This window comes from Paracoccus laeviglucosivorans, from assembly GCF_900182695.1.
Classification (GTDB): domain Bacteria; phylum Pseudomonadota; class Alphaproteobacteria; order Rhodobacterales; family Rhodobacteraceae; genus Paracoccus; species Paracoccus laeviglucosivorans.
In genome coordinates this window covers 52,524-69,621 of sequence record NZ_FXTK01000020.1, presented here as the reverse complement: position 1 = coordinate 69,621, position 17,098 = coordinate 52,524, and the positions used below count along the sequence as shown (strand labels likewise).

The window sequence follows — 17,098 nt, the reverse complement described above, 5'->3', positions numbered from 1 at the left end:
GCATGGGTCGCGAACGGCGTCGGTTACAGCATCATCGGCCAGCAACCGTCGGATATGCTGCACGCCATAGCCGATGAAGTGCGCGCGCAAAAACACCAGCCTGCCTAGGGCTGTCATGCGCCAGTTCAGCGGCCTTGGCAGCTTTTCCAAAGTGTCTTGTCAGGGATGGTTCAGTAGGCGCGCAGGGGCCTTGCCCTTCCGGCACCAGCAGAAACTTTCAGATCCATCGACCGACCCTTCGCCGAACACCGGCCATTCGCGAAAACCACCCGCACGACTTGTCCTGCGAGTTCAGCCCATGCACATCCAGATCGTCGGAATGCGCCAAGGCGTTAAGCCGACCTCATCACGCGGGATCAGCGCAGCCCCCCTAGTCAGGCGAAACGGTTCGTTAGGCGGCGACAAGCATGATCCACGCCCATCAGGGCAGGTCTGTTCAAACCGGCGCGGCCTGACACCAACAAAATATGATCGGTCCCATCCCCTGCTGCGTATAGGAATGACACAGGGGGGTGCGATGACACAGATATTAGTTCTTTATGCCGTGACGGTCGTGGCCTTTCTGGGGCTGGACATGCTTGGCATCAATTTCCTGATCCGCCCGGTCTTTGACCGTCATGTCGGGCACTTGCTGGCTTCGCCGTTGCGGCTTGGGCCGGCGGCGGTATTTTACATGGCCTATGTCGCCGGGCTGTTGTGGTTCGTCTCGGTTCCCGCACTAAAGGAGAGCGCGCCGCTGCAAGCCCTGATCGGCGGCATGGTCTTGGGATTTCTATGCTACGGCACGTATGAGATGACCAATTATGCCACCCTGCGCGACTGGTCGCTGGAACAGGTGGCCGCCGATCTGGCATGGGGAACCGTGCTGACGGGCTTTTCGGCATGGTTCGGGGTCGCGGTCCTAAGCGGTAAGCTGACCTGATGGGTCAGCCAAGGCGGCGGGTCAGTTTTAGTGACAGCGCATAGGGCAGCATCCGCAGCAGCTTCATCGCCAGCGTGAAACGCCTGGGAAAATGGATTTCGAACCCGCGCCTTTTCAACCCGCGCAGAACATGGCTGGCGGCTTCGTCTGCGGAGATGATCGCGGGCATCTTGAAATCATTCTTGTCGGTCAGGCGTGATCTGACAAAGCCGGGGCAGACCAGCCGCACATCAATCGCGGGCGACAGCTCAACGGCCAGAGTTTCGGCCAGATTGTTCACCGCAGCCTTGGTTGCCGAATAGGGCTGGCCGCCGCGCAAACCGACATAGCCCGCGACCGAGCCGAACAGGACCAGCTGCCCGCCATTGCGCAACAGCTTGGGGCAAAGCCGCCCGACCTCGATCATGCCAAGCACATTGACGCGGACCAATTGCTCGGCCACGGCCGGGTCGATCGCGGCAACGCGCGTCGGTTCATACATGGCCGCCGTGCAGATGACGGCATCCAGCGGATCGGGATCAAGGCGGCTGATCGCGTCAGCCAGCGCCCCGGACTGACCCAGATCCAAGGCGATGACCCTTGCACCGCCGCATTTTTCCGCCAGTTCATCAAGCGCCGCTTCGTTGCGTGCCGACAGGATCAGCCGCGCCCCTTCGGCGGCAAAGGCGCGCGCCAGAGCTTCGCCGATGCCGCTGCTGGCACCGATGATCCAGATGCGCTTGCCCGCGAAATCGGTCATCGCTCAGATCCTGAACAGGGGCTGCAAAAGCCGGGGGATCAGCGCGTTGAAACGCAAGGGCGCATCGGTCGCCGCAAGGCAGATGCACGCCTCGCCCGGATCGGCAATGGGTTGGTGATTGACGTCATCATGGGCCAGCTCAACGTCGCCGCGTCCAAAGCGTCCCGCGCTGTCGGAAAAGCTGCCCTGCAGAACCAGGGTCATTTCGATGCCTTGATGCCCGTGTTCGGGCACGGCACGCCCCGGCGGGATGTATAACAGACGCAACGAGCCCTTGTTGTCGTCGATCAGGATCTGCTGACGGATACCACCGCCCAGCATCCGCCAGCGCGGTGGGTTGCCGTTCAGTGCCTGCATGACCGCACCCGGAAAAATGCCCGACGGGCCAATCGCGATCGGGTCATGAACCGGCTGATCCAAAGCCGCCATCATGCGGTCGCGGCGGTCGGCCGACATCGCGACCCCATCGCTGTCCTGCAACAGAACTCCGCCCAGCGTATCGGCCGCCTCGACGCGCGCGCGGCATTCGTCGCAGATCGAGATATGTGCCGCAACGACGACGGCGAAAGCCTGCGCCAGACGTCCATCGGCATAATCGGCCAGAATGTCGTCGGTCATGTGATGTGAAATCGGGGTCATGATTGCAGATCCCTCAGCTCGTGACGAAGCCGTTCAAGCCCAAGCCTTATGCGGGACTTGATCGTGCCAACGGGCAGGCCGGTCAGCTGGCTGATCCGGCTGTGGGGAAGGTCCTCTAGGTATGATTGTTCCAGCGCCTGCCGCTGTTCCGCCGAAAGGCGTGACAGGGCATCGCGCAGATGTCGGGTTTCTTCGGCCAAAGCCAGAATCTGTGCCGGATCGGGATTGGCGCCCGGCGGCTCGGCCAGCAGATCGGGTTGCGGGACGGCACGGCGGCGGATCAGGTCGATCTGGCGGTTGCGGGCGATGCGATAGATCCATGCGCCTGCCTCGGCCCTGTGGGGATCGAATTGCGCCGACTTGTTCCACACCACCAGCATCACATCCTGCACGATGTCTTCGGCTGCGCCGTCGCGCTGGCCCGAGCGGATGAGCATTGCCTTTAACCGGGGGCCAAAGTGATCGAACAGCCGCCCGAACGCCTCGCGGTCGCGGTGATCGCGGACGGCTATCAGCGCCTCGGTCATCTCCGATAGCGGGGAGGTGGTCATTGGTCCGTCCTTTGGTGTCGGGCCGATCTGACCCGCCCCAGAGCAGCAGTGCAACCCCCGGTCGGAAATGTGTGCGGCAGTTGCCAAGGTATCATCCCGCGTTGTCATGACAGTGCTACGCCGCCCAGCCGTCAGCGGATCAAAAATTTTCCCGCAAAGTGATCCGTGACGACCCAGATTGCGTAATGCTGGTTGATGAAGAAACGCGGGAATGTTCATGCCCTTCGATCTGACGCGCGGCGCGCCGCAACGCATCGCCATCATCGGCGGCGGCATCGCCGGGCTTTCGGCAGCCTGGCTGCTGCGCAATCATCACGACGTGACGCTGTATGAGGCGGCGCCCCGGCTTGGCGGCCATGCGCGCACGGTGGTTGTGGGCAATCAGCCGGTGGATACCGGGTTCATCGTCTTCAATTATGCCAATTATCCGCATCTGACGGCGATGTTCCGCGATCTTGATGTGCCCGTTCAGCGCAGCGACATGAGCTTTGGCGTGTCATTGGACGGCGGCAGGCTGGAATATGCGCTGCGGTCGGGCAATTCGCTTTACGGCCAGCGGCGCAACGTGATCTCGCCCGGTTTTCACCTGATGGTTCGCGACATACTGCGCTTCAACGATCAGGCCGAGGCGACCAGCGCCGCCAATCCCGATCTGACGATCCAGGAGCTGCTGGACCGGCTTGGCTTGGGGCAACGGTTTCGCGATCACTACCTGTTCCCGATCTGCGGCGCGATCTGGTCCACTCCGGCCAGCGGCATCGGTGCTTTTCCGGCGCAGGCGCTGATCCGCTTCATGCGCAATCACGCATTGATGTCGGCGGGTGGTCAGCATCAGTGGTGGACCGTCGAAGGCGGCAGCATCACATATGTCCGCAAGCTCGAGGACGCGCTGACACGGGCGGGCGTCAAGCTGCGGTCCGGCGCGCCCGTCCGGTCGGTGACCCGCGCCAAAAGCGGCGTGACCCTGCGCGGCGATGATTTTGTCGGCGATGCCTATGATCAGGTCGTCTTTGCGACCCATGCCGATGTCACGCTGAAGATGCTGGCCGATCCGTCACCTCAGGAACATGCGGCGCTTTCCGCGATCCGGTTTCAGCCCAACCATGCGGTGCTGCATTCCGACCCGTCAGTGATGCCCAAAAGACGCCGTTGTTGGAGTTCGTGGGTCTATCGCGCGGATACGAACACCGCCGGGGGCGCGGCGGTCGGCGTCAGCTATTGGATGAACCGGCTGCAAAATATCCCCGAAAGCACCCCGCTGTTCGTGTCCCTGAACCCCGAAATTCAGATCCGCGACGACCTGATCCACGACCAGACCACCTTTCACCACCCGGTATTCGATCACGGCGCGATTGCGGCCCAGACCCGCATCGCCGCGATGCAGGGCGAAAATCGAAGCTGGTTCGCGGGGGCGTGGCTGCGAAACGGGTTCCACGAAGACGGCTTTGCCAGCGCGGTGCGCATCGCCCGGCAGTTGCTGCCTGCGCAGGTGTGATATGACGCTTGCCGAACGCCTTGATCGGGGACAGGTGCTGCACATGGCGGCGGATGTCACCCATGCAAGACGCGGCGCGCTTCGGCACGCCTTCCGATACAAGGTCGAATATCTGCTGCTTTCCCCCGAAACGGCCTTGGGATCCGGGCTTTTCTCGGTGAACCGCTTCAACCTGTTCGCCATTCACGATCGCGACCATGGCGGGCCGCGCGGACAGGGCGCAGGCGCAGCCTGGGCCTGGACGCAGTTGGAACAGGCGGGCTTTCAGCGGATGCCGGGCATGGTGATGGCATTGCTGACCCAACCTCGCCTGCTGGGTCACTGGTTCACGCCGGTCAGCTTTTGGCTGGTTCTGCGCGGCGACCAGATCATGGCCGCCATAGCCGAGGTGAACAACACCTTTGGCCAGCGCCATTCCTATCTATGCGCCAATCCGGGCTTTGCTCCGATCGGTCGCAACGACATCATATGCACGGATAAGCTGTTCCACGTCTCGCCCTTTCAGGACGTGGCGGGGGAATACCGTTTCGCCTTCCGGCTTACGCCTGATCACATCGCCATTCGCATATCGCAGATCGACGGCGACAAAGGGCTGGATGCCGCGATGTCCGGCGCGCTGCGCCCGTTTACGAACGCCACCGCAATCGGTGCCTGCCTGCGTCGCCCCGGTGGAAGCCTGCGGGTGCTGGCGCTGATCTACTGGAACGCGCTTCGCCTGAAACTGAAGGGGGCCGCCTATCGGCCCGTGCCCGCCCCACCCGATAAGGACGTAAGCTGATGGGCCTTGCCACTCGCATCATGCAACGACGCTTTCTGACCGCGCTTCAGGGGATCCGTCACGGCCGCCTGCGCCTGACCACACCCGAAGGGCATGTCCATCATTTCGGTGACGAAGGCGAACAGGTCGAACTGCACATCCACGATTGGGCGTTCCTGCCGCGCATGGCCGCGCGCGGGGATGTCGGTCTGGGCGAAAGCTGGATCGACGGCCACTGGTCCACACCCTCGCTTGAGGCATTGCTGACGCTAGCCATCCGCAACCTTGACCATCTGTCAGAATGGGCGAATGCCGGCATCCTGTCGCGGCTGCGGATGCAGATCACCGATCGGGTCGTGCGGTTGAACACCCTGCGCGGTTCGTCCCGCAACATCCGCGCCCATTACGATGTCGGGAATGAATTCTATCAGCTTTGGCTGGATCGCGGCATGACCTATTCATCGGCGCTTTTCGCGCCGGGCGACGATGATCTGGAACAGGCACAGCGCCGCAAGAACGCCCGCATCCTGTCGCAACTTGGCGCGGGTGAAACGGTGCTGGAAATCGGCTGCGGCTGGGGCGGATTTGCCGAGGCGGCCGCTGATCGCGGACGGCAGGTGACCGGCCTGACCCTGTCGCATCAGCAAAAAGGCTATGCCGACGCGCGGCTGGACGGACGCGCCCAGATCCGGCTGCAGGATTATCGTCATGTGCAGGGGCGCTTTGACAATATCGTTTCGGTCGAGATGATCGAGGCGGTCGGCGAACGCTATTGGCCGATCTATTTCGCCACGCTGAAGGCGCGGCTGGCCGAAGGCGGTCGCGCCGTCCTGCAAGCCATCACCATCCCGGACGCCGAGTTTTCGGTCTATCGCAAACGGTCGGATTTCATCCGCCAGCACAGCTTTCCGGGCGGAATGCTGCCCTGCAATGCCGTGATCGTCCGCGAAGCCGCCCGCGCCGGACTGGTGCTGCGCGATACCTTTGCATTCGGCAACAACTACGCCCGCACCTGCCGCATATGGGCCGAGCGCATGTTGGCCGAACGCGACCGCATCCGCCGATATGGCTATGACGAACGCTTTATCCGGGCCTGGCAATACTATCTGGAAGCCTGCGCCGCGACCTTCGCGACAAAGCGCACCGATGTGGTTCAGGTCACGCTGTCCCATGCGTGACGCGGGAAAGGTCGTGTTCGTTTCGGAATAGGTTTGCCGAGACGTGCTGAAAGCGTCGGAAAGTGCCGATGGGCCAACGGACGGGTCTGCATCGACCGTTCACAGTCGCCCAATCAGATAGGCTGATCAACGCCCGAGCCTAGACACTGGCATCAGATAACTCAGATCTTCGTCCTGTAATAACGCGTCGCGCGTTGCAGGCCTGCTGATCGAAATACCGTCGCCTTTACTTTCCCGGAAATTGCACAAGTCAACAGCTTTAGCCGACCCCAAGCTTTTTCGGCGATAATCCGCTATCCCGAATCAAATTTTTATGCGACATATCAGCAGAAGCTGGTTTGCTTAATTCAGGTCGTCTTATCGGTAATTTCCGACCATCGCCTGATCTGTCCTCCCTCGCCTTTCATGAACACATGTGCCCGATCTTTTCGGGCCTGCCCAGCATTGGTCATCCTTTGCAAATGCCGTTGATAATCACGGCATCACATCGGCCAAGCGCAGAATATGTCAACGATTTCAGAAATGCCTCGCGGCATCCGTTGGAGAGTATCATGTCTGTATCTGATTTATACACCCGCCCTATCGAGCAGGTCGATTGCCGCGCAAAGCTTTACCGCCAGTGCGAAGCCATGCTGGGCGTTCTTTCGAACCGCTCGGCATTGTCCCGCGCTGCCATCGACGAACATATCGGGTTGCTGGACACCGGCATCGAGGCGCGCAACGATATTCCGATCCGCGATTTGATCAGGCTGCACAGAGCCTTGGCCGAAGGGATCAAACCCGAACTGCCACAAAGCGCCGAATTGCTGCAATGGGAAAGCGTTCGTCCAAAGAAGGGGTTATTCGACCTGAAATTCCTTGCGCCGGTTTCGGCGATCAGGAAGGTGATGGTCTTTGCAATCATATGTTTTGTGGTGTTTTTTCTGATCCTTATATTCGGACCCCTAACGCATAATGACGTTGTAAATGGGATCCCGCTATTCAACAAAAACTCATCTGAAGCGGCAGAATTGGTATGTGAACGCTCGGCCTTTTCCTGTTTTCTTCTGGAACACGCCAAGATCATCAACCTGACTTTCTTTTATGTTTCGCTTAGTGCCATCGGGGCGTGTTTTGCCACGCTTTATACCGCCAACAGCTTTGTCAGTGACGGGTCTTACGATCCACGGCACGGCTCCAGCTATGCGATACGGATCGGATTGGGCATGATCGCAGGCTTCCTGCTGTCGCAGGTCATTCCGGGAAGCGCAACCGGCGGGAACGGGGACCTGGTGCTTTTCGGTCGGGCCGTGCTTGCGCTTCTGGGTGGTTTTGCGGGTGATCTGGTGCATGGCATCCTGCAAAAACTGGTTCACGCCGTCGAGACGATCTTTCAGGAAAACCCGCGGGATATGATCGCGCGCATGCGCCATGAGGCAGAACAGCGCGAACAGACCGCCATGGCCCAACATGAGGCCAAGCAGGCCGCAAATATGATGGGGTTCGCGGCGCAGTTTCACAGTGCCACTGATCCCGGTTTCCGCACCGAACTGGTAAACGACTTTCTGAAACGCATGGGTGTCCCGCCAAATACCGACGAGGCTAAAGCGTCCGACCCCGGCAGGGCCACTCTGGACAAGGCTGAGGCGCTGGCAGGTTTTCTGCGCCGCATGTTGGAGGTTCTGCCCCCCAACGAAGGCAAGCCGGTGCGCGACAAGCTGACCAGATTGGAGCAAGAGATCGCGCGCGTGCGCGGTATTGCAAATCGCGGCGATTTTCTGACGGCTGCGGCCAAGCTGGCGGTCGAGATCACCTCTGAGCCGTTGCAGGATCTGCTTGCGGACAGCCTTGGCAAGTTCAAGCTGCCTTTGGCCGCGCTTGGGATCACGCCAGCGGGTCTGACCCTGTCCATCGTCACGATGGCCGTGCAAACCGGATCAGAAGCCTATCGCCGGTGGAAGGCGCGCGTTCTGAACACACCCTATGATCCAAGGCTGTTGCCGGTCGATCTGATCGACACCACAGCCATCAAGGCCGCGCTGAGCGCCCATCCGAATGCCCAGACCGCGTTGCAGCCCCCGATGGGGAACATGGCCATGCTGAACCAACTGGGGGGCGCCATCGTCGATCTGGACCCGGCAGCCTTCTACCAGCGTTTCGGCCAGAATTTCAAAGGAACGCCACAAGAATTCGAAACGGCGGTCGCACCGCTGCGTGCAGCTTTGCAGAAGCTGCGAAATCTCGAACTTGATCGGGCCGTATCGACGGACATCCCTGATCAGGTGTTGACCCTTTCGGGCGCCGCGGATCGCAAAACGATCTTGCAGTCGTTTGATGCGCTTCAGAACGACCCCGCAAGTCTGGCCGCGATGGAAAGGCTGTTCCTGATGGCTGGCGCAGCGCGAGACGCAGACACCACCGACGGCGACCTGCAACGACTGGTCGCCACCATCAACTCAGCCGCAACGCAGGGGGCAGGTCAGCCATGATACGTTTTGCAATCGGGATTCTTGCGGTCTTTGCTGTTAGTGGCTGCAACGAAGTTGAGGGCACCTCGGCCGTCCATGAATTGGCCCTGGTGCAGAAGATGCCGCAGCAAGACGCGGCAGCGCATGTCCCGCGATGCCGTCTTGGCCAAGAAGACTGCGTCCAGGTGCATCAGATCACGGGCGATGCCTGTCTGCATCTGGCGGCGGAACGGCTGTCCGCAGGCGATGCGGGGCCATATGCGGATTGCGCCACGGCCCGCTTTGCAGCCCTGAACACGCAAGGTCAGTCGGGCTTCCTGCTGCGCGGGCTTGAGGCACGGCGGTTGCAGCGCGAAAGCCGGACCGAGCTTGCGGCCTCGCGGCGGGAAAATGATCTGCTGGCAGCGCAGGCAGCCCGGATCAATACCAGACAGGCCGGATTTTACGCCGCATCCGCGACGGACTGGCGCAACAGTTTCGTTGCCGATGCCCCTTGCGCGGATCTGCAACAGGCGGCCGAAAGCGCCTGGGCCGCCGCAACGGCCGATATTCAGGAAGCCATCGATAACCGCCAAGCTGCTGCTGCTATGTCTGCTCGGCTGAACGGTCTGCTGAAAAACCGGGGATGCCAATCATGAACGCCACAATCCTGAGATTCGCGGGCCTGCCGATGATGCGCGGTGCCCAAGTGTTCGCGCTGCAATCGCGGCTTGTCGATCTGGCGATGCTGCCGGTCGAAGACTGGGACGGCCTGTTCGGCCCGCGCACGGACGCCGCAGTGCGTGCTTTGCAGGCGCGGCTGGGTCTGGCACAGACCGGGCTGGCCGATCCGCAGACCCTTGCGCGACTTTCGGAACTTGAACGCGGCGCGAATGGGCCTGCGCCCCAAGAACCGGCCAAAGAACCGGCGCCCATGCCTGCCCAGACGGCACAGCGCCCGCCGCATCGCCCCCTGACAGGGTTGGATGCATTGGACCTGCCGCCCGCCCGCGCGACAAGGATCATACTGCACTGGACGGGCGGCAGCGCCCGAGCGTCCGAACTGGACAGGCAGCACTATCATTTCTGCATCGAACAAAGCGGCGACATCGTCGCGGGAAATCGCAGCATTGCCGACAACGACTCGACGCAGGACGGTCGCTATGCGGCCCATACGCTGAACTGCAACACCCGCGCCATCGGCGTAGCGTTGTGCGGCATGGCCGGAGCGGTTGAAAAACCCTTCCATCCCGGTCGCGCACCGATTGTCGAGCGCCAGATTACCGTGCTGGCGGCTTTGGTCGCGCGGCTTTGCCAGCATTACGATATTCCCGTGACGCCGGAAACCGTGCTGGGACATGGCGAGGTCTACACCAATCTGAACATCAAGCAGAAAGGGAAATGGGATCCGCTGGTGCTGCCTTGGCGGCCCGACCTGTCCAAGCGCGATACCGGGGCGTTCCTGCGCGCGGAAATCAGCCGCGCACTGACTGCCGCGCAGCCTGACGATGCGGTTACCGAACCCGAGGGAAGCTACGATTTGGTCATCGGCAATCGCCGCCTGGAAAACGCGGGCATTCCCGATGATGGCGAGGATTGGATCCGCCTTGACCAGCTTTTGCGCGCAACCGGTTGGCAACGCGACAAGAATGATGATGATCCGGGCGATACGGACAGGTCAGGCTCGGCCTTGATCAGGGCGGATGGCGCACAGGCGCATGTGGATTTGCGGCGCGTCGGCGCCGAAGACCAGATCGATCTGCAAGACCTTGTCGAAGGGTTCAATCTGAAACTGCGGGTCCAACCCGATGGCACCCGCTGGCTGGATGGAACGCCGAACAGCGCAGGGAAAACCCATGCGGGCGCCGCGATGAATATCGTGACCGTCGCCCGTGGCCAGACGCTTCGTGACATTGCGCGCAGACATCTTGGCAGCGCAGATCGGTGGGGTGACATCCGGACCATCGAAGGCAATGAGTTCAGCGAAAATTCGGCGCGCAATCTTGCAGCTGGTGCGCAGGTGCTGGTTCCGGCCGGGGTGGCCAAAGCCTCTGCCAAGGTGAACGGCGCTGCACCGGCCCTAACTGCTGTCCAGCCGCCGTCACAGCAACTGATCGCAGGGTTAAGCCAAGCGGTCTCCTCCAGCCATCGCGATGCAGCAAACACCGCGATCCCGCTGATCCTTAAGGCATGCGCTGCGCATGGCATCAGCGATCCGTCCCATCTGGGCTATGTGCTGGCAACCGCGGAACACGAATCCGGGTTCGGAAAATGGCTGGAAGAGAAATGGGAGCCGACCGCGGACCAGCGCAAATATCAGGGCCGTTTCGGCAATATCGATGACGGCGACGGCGAGCGTTTTCGCGGTCGTGGCTATGCCCAGATCACGTTTCGCGACAATTACATCCGCTATGGCAAGGCACTGGGGCTGCCATTGGAAACCCAGCCCGGACTGGCGGCGCAGCCCCAACATGCGGCCAACCTTATTGCCTTGGGCATGGGGCGACTGGGCTATACCAAGGGCTATCCGGTGCTTGAGGATTTCGGCTTGGGACGGGAATTCGATTTCGTGAATGCCCGCCGGATCATCAACGGCGATAGCAAGCGGCCGCACAAGAAAAGCGGCCAGACCATCGGAGACTACCTTGCACGCCGCGGCCGTGGCTTTGCCGACATCATCCGGGAGGCCCGCCCATGAACGCATCGCCCACCGCGGACCCCCACGCTGAATCCCTGTCGATCACGCATGAAGTGCGTTTTGCCATCGTGCTTTACGGCGGCACGTCGCTTGCGATCTATATGCACGGCGTGTCGCAGGAATTGCTGCGCATGGTTCGCGGCAGCGCTGAAATTCCGTTGGATGATCTGGACCCGGTCGAGCGGATCTATCGCGAGCTGTCGGTCACGATGCCCATGCCCAATACCCCCGAGCCAAGGGGGCGCTGCCGCTTTGTCATCGACATCATATCGGGCACCTCGGCGGGCGGCATCAACGGCGTTGCGCTGGCCAAGGCGCTGGTATGTGGCAATCGCGATCTGTCGGCCCTGTGCAAGGCCTGGACGGATCAAGCCGCAATCGGCAACCTTCTGAACGACAGCCGCAGCCGGGCAAGGGGAAAAACCTCATCGCTGCTGGACGGCGAAAAGATGTTCAACGTCCTGCTGGATACGCTAAAGCAGATGTCGGACGAACGGACCAGTCAGCCGCTTGTCGGGAATATGCTGGACCTGTGCGTGACCGCCACCGATCTTGCAGGTCGGCGGTTGCCGATCCAGCTGTCCGGCGGTGCGGTATATGAGCCCGTCCATAAATCGGTTTTCCGCTTCAGCTATGAACAGCCCGATCCCGATGCAGGCGATACCGATGACGGACTTGACGATTTCGCGCCTGAAATGGACCCCATGCTGGCATTCGCCGCGCGCTGCACGTCGTCCTTTCCGGTCGCCTTCGCGCCGATGCGCTATACGGATATGCCGCAGAACTTGCAAAACGAGAAGTTCAGAAGGTTTTTCCCGGATGCCGATTTTGCAATGCGCAGCTATGCCGACGGCGGCTATCTGGATAATCGGCCATTCAGCCATGCCATTGATCTGATCCCGATCCGTGCAAGTCATTTACCGGGGCAGCGCAAATTGCTGTTCATCGACCCTTTCCCCGAAAATCCGACCGCAACGGAAAATGACCGCGCAGGTCCGTTGCAGCCGATCGATTTTCTGACAAATGCGAAATTGGCGGCGACGACCCTGCCCCGTCAGGAAACGATCCGCGAGGACATCCGCTCGATCATTCAGATCAATCGTCGCCTTGAACGCCTTTACAATCTGCAAAAACGTTTCAAGGATGATGGTCGGATTCTGCCTAAGCATCGCCCGCCGCGAAATGACAATCTGGAACGGCTTGATCTGCTGGAACTGATCGAAAGCGATGAGCTGGCTTACGGGCGCGGGTATCCCTATTACCATCATCTGCGCATCTACGATGCGACAGACAAGTTCGCAAATTATGTCGCGCATCTTGCAGGCTATGACCCGCAATCAGATGAGTTCAGCTTTATGCGGCTTTTCATCCGGGAATGGCGTGATGCCAAGTTCAAGACATACAAGACCGATGGCCGCTTTCCAGTCGGGGCGGAAAGCGAATTCGTCTTTCTGAACCGATACGACATCGGATACCGGCACCGCAGACTGGTGCATCTGCGCGCCCAGATCGACCAACGTCTGGCCGAAACCAGAACAAACCGGCCCGGACTGGTCCGGTTGCGCAAAACCGTCGAAACCGAGTTGCGTCGGCTGCGCCATTTGTCGCAGCCGCCGGAAAGACAGGACAAAGGCGCAGATCAGACTTTGCTGAAGGACGTACTGTCCAAGCATTTCGAGAATATCATGAGCATTCCCGGTCTTAACCAAAGGCAGGATGCGGTCAATAAACTGTATCTGGGCCACGGGCTGCCAATGAATGCGCAGATTGCCATTGATCGGGTTCTTGATGGTATCGGCAAGGAATTCTGCGCCTTGCTGGACGCCAGCAGCACGGTATTGCGCAACGCCCTGGACAATGCTGGTCAGGGTGCGGATGATCTGAATGACGTCTATCACGAATTTCATTGGCATGACGTCGATACGTTCCCGTTCCTTGAGGGGACGCCCGCTGAAGAACATGCCGAGGTCCAGATATTCCGCATCAGTCCAGCCGATAGCAGCCTGAACAAGGATCCCAAGAAACTGATGGGCATCAATCTGCACGCATTCGGCGGGTTTCTTAGCCGGGAATGGCGTGAACACGACATTCTTTGGGGGCGGCTGGATGGTGCAGATCAGATCATCAACGCCCTTCTGCCCGGCGCAGACCGGCAGGCCGAGCGCGCGGAATATATCGAACGCCTGCATACGGCGATCCTCCGGCAGGAATTCGGTGCCGCCGCAGGTGGCACACGCCAGCTTGCGCTGTTGAAGGCGAAGCTGCAGGATCCCAATTTCGATGAGCAGGCGCGCGCGCAACTGGCGGCGGCGGCCTTGGGGGCTGCAAATCCGCGCCCCATGGATCAGCGACGGTTCGTCGAATATTACCGCGATGTCAGGCCGGTGAACCCGCTGCGATCCGATCTGACCGCATGGGCAAGGCGCGCATTCGGGATTCTGTCGCGTATGACGCATGACCTGGTCAATGATGGCAGCGGCTCCCCCGGATGGCTGGCCAAGGTGGGGATGATATCCTTTGCGCTGGTTCAGGCCGACAAGCCGCGCGCATCCGGTGATCGGATCGCGGTGTTCTTGTATCTCATGCTCATTATGACCGTGGTGGGCGGTGTGATCTGCATCCTGTCACGCCTGAACCTGACCGCCATTCCGATGTGGCCCGGCGTCATCCTGTTCGTCGTCGGCGGCACGCCGCTGCTGGCCGTCACCATCGCACGCCGCTTTCTGAATCGGGCCGTGGCGAATACGCTGGAGAAGATGCAGCTTTCCGCACCAGGCATCGCCCCGGTCAGCACGGCGTCGCGGTTGCAAAGATATGGGCGTGCCATTGCGGTCGGCGCGGTGCTTGCGCTTGCAGGTCTGGGGGCGCTGACCAGCTACAAAGCCGTGACCGCCGTGATCATTGGCCCGGCGCAGGCACAGGCTGACGATCCACCCGACGCAGCCGTTGCCGCGCGATAGCGGGCGGTTGGTGGTCTGGCCGCACCCTGCCCGCGCCACAACTGGCCAAAAGGACAGCCGGGCCTTTGTCGAATCGCGTTGCCATCCCGCTCAACGATCCGTGAAGATGCGCGTGTAATCAGTTCCCGCGGCCTCGCCGCGATTTTCACGCGGAGAAGTCAATGCCCTCGATCACGATCGAAAGCGGCCGGGCGACCGAGGCCGAATATGTCATCTTTACCCTGCGCCTTTCGGAGCCGTCGCTGGATGCGGTGACGGTCGATTACGCCACGTTTTCCGGCACCGCCGACCGCAGCGAGGATGTGGGCGATCTGTCGGGGGCGCCGCAATTCGGCACGGTGACATTCGCCCCCGGCCAGACGGTCCAGACCGTCGAAATCTTTGTGAACCGCGATTATGTGGACGAACGCGACGAAAGCTTCTTCCTTGAGCTGCGCAACCCCAGCGGTGCGACGTTCCAGGGCCGCAATGCCACGCTGTCGGCCGTGGGCTGGGCGCTGGACAATGACGGCGTGGGTAGTGACCGCGCGATGGCCGTGTCCCAACCCGTCGTAACCGAAGGCACGGGCACCGCAAGTTTCACCATCAGCCTGTCGGAACCCTTCGACACGGACCGCACCTTCAGCTTTGAAACCTATGACGGCTCGGCCCGCGCGGGCAGCGATTACGTCGCGCGCACCGGGACCGTGACCTTTCTGGCCGGGCAGACCGAGGTGGTCGTCACCGTAAACCTGATGGACGACGCATCGCCCGAGGCGACCGAAAGCTTTGGCCTGCGCGTGAACGGCGCCCATGGCATCACCGGTTCGGCGGGCACGGCGCATATCCTTGATACCGACGCGGCCCAGCCCGTGATCTCGATCGAGGGCTCGGGCGCGACCGAGGCGGAATATATGTTCTTTACCGTCCGGCTGTCCGAAGCCTCGACCGATGCCGTGACGATGGATTACGATGTCCGTTCGGGCACGGCTTTGCGTGACGACGATCTGGGCGATCTGTCGGGCGCGCCGCTAAGCGGCACGGTCACATTCGCCCCCGGCGAAACCGTGCAGACCGTCGCGATCTATGTCGGCCGCGATTACGAGGACGAGATCGACGAAAGCTTCTTTCTGGAACTGCGCAACCCCAGCGGCGCGACCTTTGGTCCCGGCAATTCCAGCCTGACGGGCATCGGCTGGGCGCTGGACAATGACGGTGTGGGGCTGAACCGCAGCGTGGCCGTGTCGGGCGCGGAAATGCGCGAAGGACCGGGCGGGCGGGCAGCGGTGTTCGCGGTCGAAATCTCGACCCCTTCGGATGTGGCGATCACGCTGAATTTCCAGACGGTGGCCGGGACGGCGCTGGCGGGCAGCGATTTCGTGGCCCGCAGCGGCCAGATCACCTTTGCCCCCGGCCAGACCCGGATCGAGATTCCCGTGACGTTGCTGGGCGATCTGGCGCTTGAAGGGACCGAGCAATTCTACCTGCGCGTCGCCCCGCCCTTCCCCGGTCAGATTTCGTCGCGCACCTCGATTGCGACCGGCACGGCGACAATCCATGACGGCACGCTGCGCGGCACGGCGGGCAATGACGTGCTGCAAGGCACCGCATGGGCCGAGCGGATCGAAGGATATGCGGGCAACGACCTGCTGATCGGCGCGGGCGGCAACGACCTGCTGGCGGGCGGCGCGGGCAATGACACGCTGAACGGCGGCGCGGGTCGCGACCAGCTGATCGGCGGCACCGGCAACGACACCTATCTGGCCGATGCCAGCGACATCATCATCGAGACCGCGAATGGCGGCATCGACCGCGTGGCCTCTTCGGAAACCATCAGGCTGGCGGAATTCGTCGAAAATCTGGTGCTGACCGGCACGGGCAACATCAACGGCACCGGAAATTCGCTGGCCAATATCCTGCAGGGCAATGCCGGGCGCAACGTGCTGACCGGGGGCTATGGCAACGACACCTATATCCTTGGGGCCGGCGATACGGCGGTTGAACGAGTCACGGCCGGTTACGACACGGTGCAAAGCAACGTCTCGCAGGTTCTGGGTGCCAATATCGAGGCGCTGCAACTGCTTGGCATCGCGAATGCCAACGGCACCGGAAACGCATTGGCGAACCGCCTGATCGGCAATAGCGGCAACAACGTGCTGGACGGGATGGCCGGAAACGACGTGCTGCTGGGTGGGCTTGGCAATGACGCGCTGCGCGGCGGCGACGGGGCCGACATCCTGCAGGGCGGCGCGGGGGCCGATCTGCTGTCTGGCGGCAACGGGGCCGACAATCTGCAAGGCGGTGCCGGGCGTGACAACCTGCAGGGCGGCATGGGTTCGGACACGCTGGTCGGCGGGACCGAGGCGGACGTGCTGACCGGCGGCGCGGATCGCGATGTCTTCGTCTTCAACATGGCGGCTGAAAGCCGTCTTGGCCTTGGGCGCGACCGCATCGCGGATTTTCAGGTCGGCGTCGACGATATCGACCTGCGCGGCATGGACCCCTTCCCCGGCATCGCGGGCAATCAGGCATTCGCGTTCAGCGGCACGACGGCGGCGGCGAATTCCGTCTGGTTCGTGCAGCAATCCACCGGCGCGCTGGTGCGCGGCGACGTGAATGGCGACGGTTATGCCGATTTCGAGATCATGCTGACCGGCGTGGCACGGGTCACGGCGAACGATTTCCTGCTGTGACGCGCTGATCGTGGGCAGGCTTATCGGCCTGCCCGCCCCCCCCCTCATGTCACCCCGGCAA

At 61.6% G+C, this 17,098-nt stretch carries 12 protein-coding genes; 9 read left to right on the top strand and 3 right to left on the bottom strand.

The window, feature by feature from the left end; genetic code table 11:
- Positions 1-517 precede the first annotated feature (517 nt).
- Positions 518-922, top strand: a complete 405-nt coding sequence (locus tag FN835_RS17155; RefSeq protein ID WP_142664459.1) for a DUF2177 family protein — start codon at positions 518-520, stop codon at positions 920-922.
- Positions 923-926: 4 nt separating this feature from the next.
- Here FN835_RS17155 and FN835_RS17150 read toward each other — a convergent pair whose 3' ends face one another.
- Genes FN835_RS17150 through FN835_RS17140 form a run of 3 tightly spaced genes read right to left on the bottom strand, consistent with a single transcriptional unit; the run spans position 927 to position 2,851 of the window.
- Positions 927-1,661, bottom strand: coding sequence for an SDR family NAD(P)-dependent oxidoreductase (locus tag FN835_RS17150; RefSeq protein ID WP_142664458.1), 735 nt, complete (start codon positions 1,659-1,661; stop codon positions 927-929).
- Between the two features lie 3 nt (positions 1,662-1,664).
- On the bottom strand, positions 1,665-2,300 hold the full coding sequence (locus FN835_RS17145; protein ID WP_142664457.1) for a ChrR family anti-sigma-E factor: 636 nt from the start codon (positions 2,298-2,300) through the stop codon (positions 1,665-1,667).
- On the bottom strand, positions 2,297-2,851 hold the full coding sequence (locus FN835_RS17140; RefSeq protein ID WP_142664456.1) for a sigma-70 family RNA polymerase sigma factor: 555 nt from the start codon (positions 2,849-2,851) through the stop codon (positions 2,297-2,299). The genes FN835_RS17145 and FN835_RS17140 overlap by 4 nt, the downstream gene beginning before the upstream one ends.
- A 217-nt stretch (positions 2,852-3,068) precedes the next feature.
- Between FN835_RS17140 and FN835_RS17135 the strand changes: the two genes are divergently transcribed.
- The 8 genes from FN835_RS17135 to FN835_RS17100 all read left to right on the top strand — a co-directional run bounded on the left by FN835_RS17135 (position 3,069) and on the right by FN835_RS17100 (position 17,037).
- Entirely contained in the window at positions 3,069-4,346 is a 1,278-nt protein-coding gene (locus FN835_RS17135) for an NAD(P)/FAD-dependent oxidoreductase (protein ID WP_142664455.1), read from the top strand.
- A gap of 1 nt (position 4,347) precedes the next feature.
- Positions 4,348-5,124, top strand: a complete 777-nt coding sequence (locus FN835_RS17130) for a DUF1365 domain-containing protein (protein WP_246098785.1) — start codon at positions 4,348-4,350, stop codon at positions 5,122-5,124.
- Entirely contained in the window at positions 5,124-6,281 is a 1,158-nt protein-coding gene (locus FN835_RS17125) for an SAM-dependent methyltransferase (protein WP_142664454.1), read from the top strand. The genes FN835_RS17130 and FN835_RS17125 overlap by 1 nt, the downstream gene beginning before the upstream one ends.
- A gap of 551 nt (positions 6,282-6,832) precedes the next feature.
- The gene (locus FN835_RS17120) at positions 6,833-8,749 is read left to right on the top strand and encodes a hypothetical protein (RefSeq protein ID WP_142664453.1); all 1,917 of its coding nucleotides are present in this window, start codon (positions 6,833-6,835) and stop codon (positions 8,747-8,749) included.
- Positions 8,746-9,366: a hypothetical protein gene (locus FN835_RS17115; protein WP_142664452.1), complete on the top strand. Its 621-nt coding sequence runs from the start codon at positions 8,746-8,748 to the stop codon at positions 9,364-9,366. The genes FN835_RS17120 and FN835_RS17115 overlap by 4 nt, the downstream gene beginning before the upstream one ends.
- Positions 9,363-11,405, top strand: a complete 2,043-nt coding sequence (locus FN835_RS17110; RefSeq protein WP_185958733.1) for an N-acetylmuramoyl-L-alanine amidase — start codon at positions 9,363-9,365, stop codon at positions 11,403-11,405. The genes FN835_RS17115 and FN835_RS17110 overlap by 4 nt, the downstream gene beginning before the upstream one ends.
- A complete protein-coding gene (locus tag FN835_RS17105; protein ID WP_142664450.1) occupies positions 11,402-14,365 on the top strand; it encodes a patatin-like protein in 2,964 nt (987 codons plus the stop codon). The genes FN835_RS17110 and FN835_RS17105 overlap by 4 nt, the downstream gene beginning before the upstream one ends.
- Positions 14,366-14,526: 161 nt before the next feature.
- Positions 14,527-17,037, top strand: coding sequence for a Calx-beta domain-containing protein (locus FN835_RS17100; protein ID WP_142664449.1), 2,511 nt, complete (start codon positions 14,527-14,529; stop codon positions 17,035-17,037).
- The last annotated feature ends 61 nt before the right edge of the window (positions 17,038-17,098 follow it).

What these genes read in the sequence shown, in the direction of transcription:
- FN835_RS17100 (WP_142664449.1), top strand. Translation starts at nt 14,527, where the DNA reads ATGCCCTCGATCACGATCGAAAGCGGCCGGGCGACCGAGGCCGAATAT.
- FN835_RS17145 (WP_142664457.1), bottom strand. Translation starts at nt 2,300, where the DNA reads ATGACCCCGATTTCACATCACATGACCGACGACATTCTGGCCGATTAT.
- FN835_RS17155 (WP_142664459.1), top strand. Translation starts at nt 518, where the DNA reads ATGACACAGATATTAGTTCTTTATGCCGTGACGGTCGTGGCCTTTCTG.
- FN835_RS17150 (WP_142664458.1), bottom strand. Translation starts at nt 1,661, where the DNA reads ATGACCGATTTCGCGGGCAAGCGCATCTGGATCATCGGTGCCAGCAGC.
- FN835_RS17125 (WP_142664454.1), top strand. Translation starts at nt 5,124, where the DNA reads ATGGGCCTTGCCACTCGCATCATGCAACGACGCTTTCTGACCGCGCTT.
- FN835_RS17105 (WP_142664450.1), top strand. Translation starts at nt 11,402, where the DNA reads ATGAACGCATCGCCCACCGCGGACCCCCACGCTGAATCCCTGTCGATC.
- FN835_RS17110 (WP_185958733.1), top strand. Translation starts at nt 9,363, where the DNA reads ATGAACGCCACAATCCTGAGATTCGCGGGCCTGCCGATGATGCGCGGT.
- FN835_RS17115 (WP_142664452.1), top strand. Translation starts at nt 8,746, where the DNA reads ATGATACGTTTTGCAATCGGGATTCTTGCGGTCTTTGCTGTTAGTGGC.
- FN835_RS17120 (WP_142664453.1), top strand. Translation starts at nt 6,833, where the DNA reads ATGTCTGTATCTGATTTATACACCCGCCCTATCGAGCAGGTCGATTGC.
- FN835_RS17135 (WP_142664455.1), top strand. Translation starts at nt 3,069, where the DNA reads ATGCCCTTCGATCTGACGCGCGGCGCGCCGCAACGCATCGCCATCATC.
- FN835_RS17130 (WP_246098785.1), top strand. Translation starts at nt 4,348, where the DNA reads ATGACGCTTGCCGAACGCCTTGATCGGGGACAGGTGCTGCACATGGCG.
- FN835_RS17140 (WP_142664456.1), bottom strand. Translation starts at nt 2,851, where the DNA reads ATGACCACCTCCCCGCTATCGGAGATGACCGAGGCGCTGATAGCCGTC.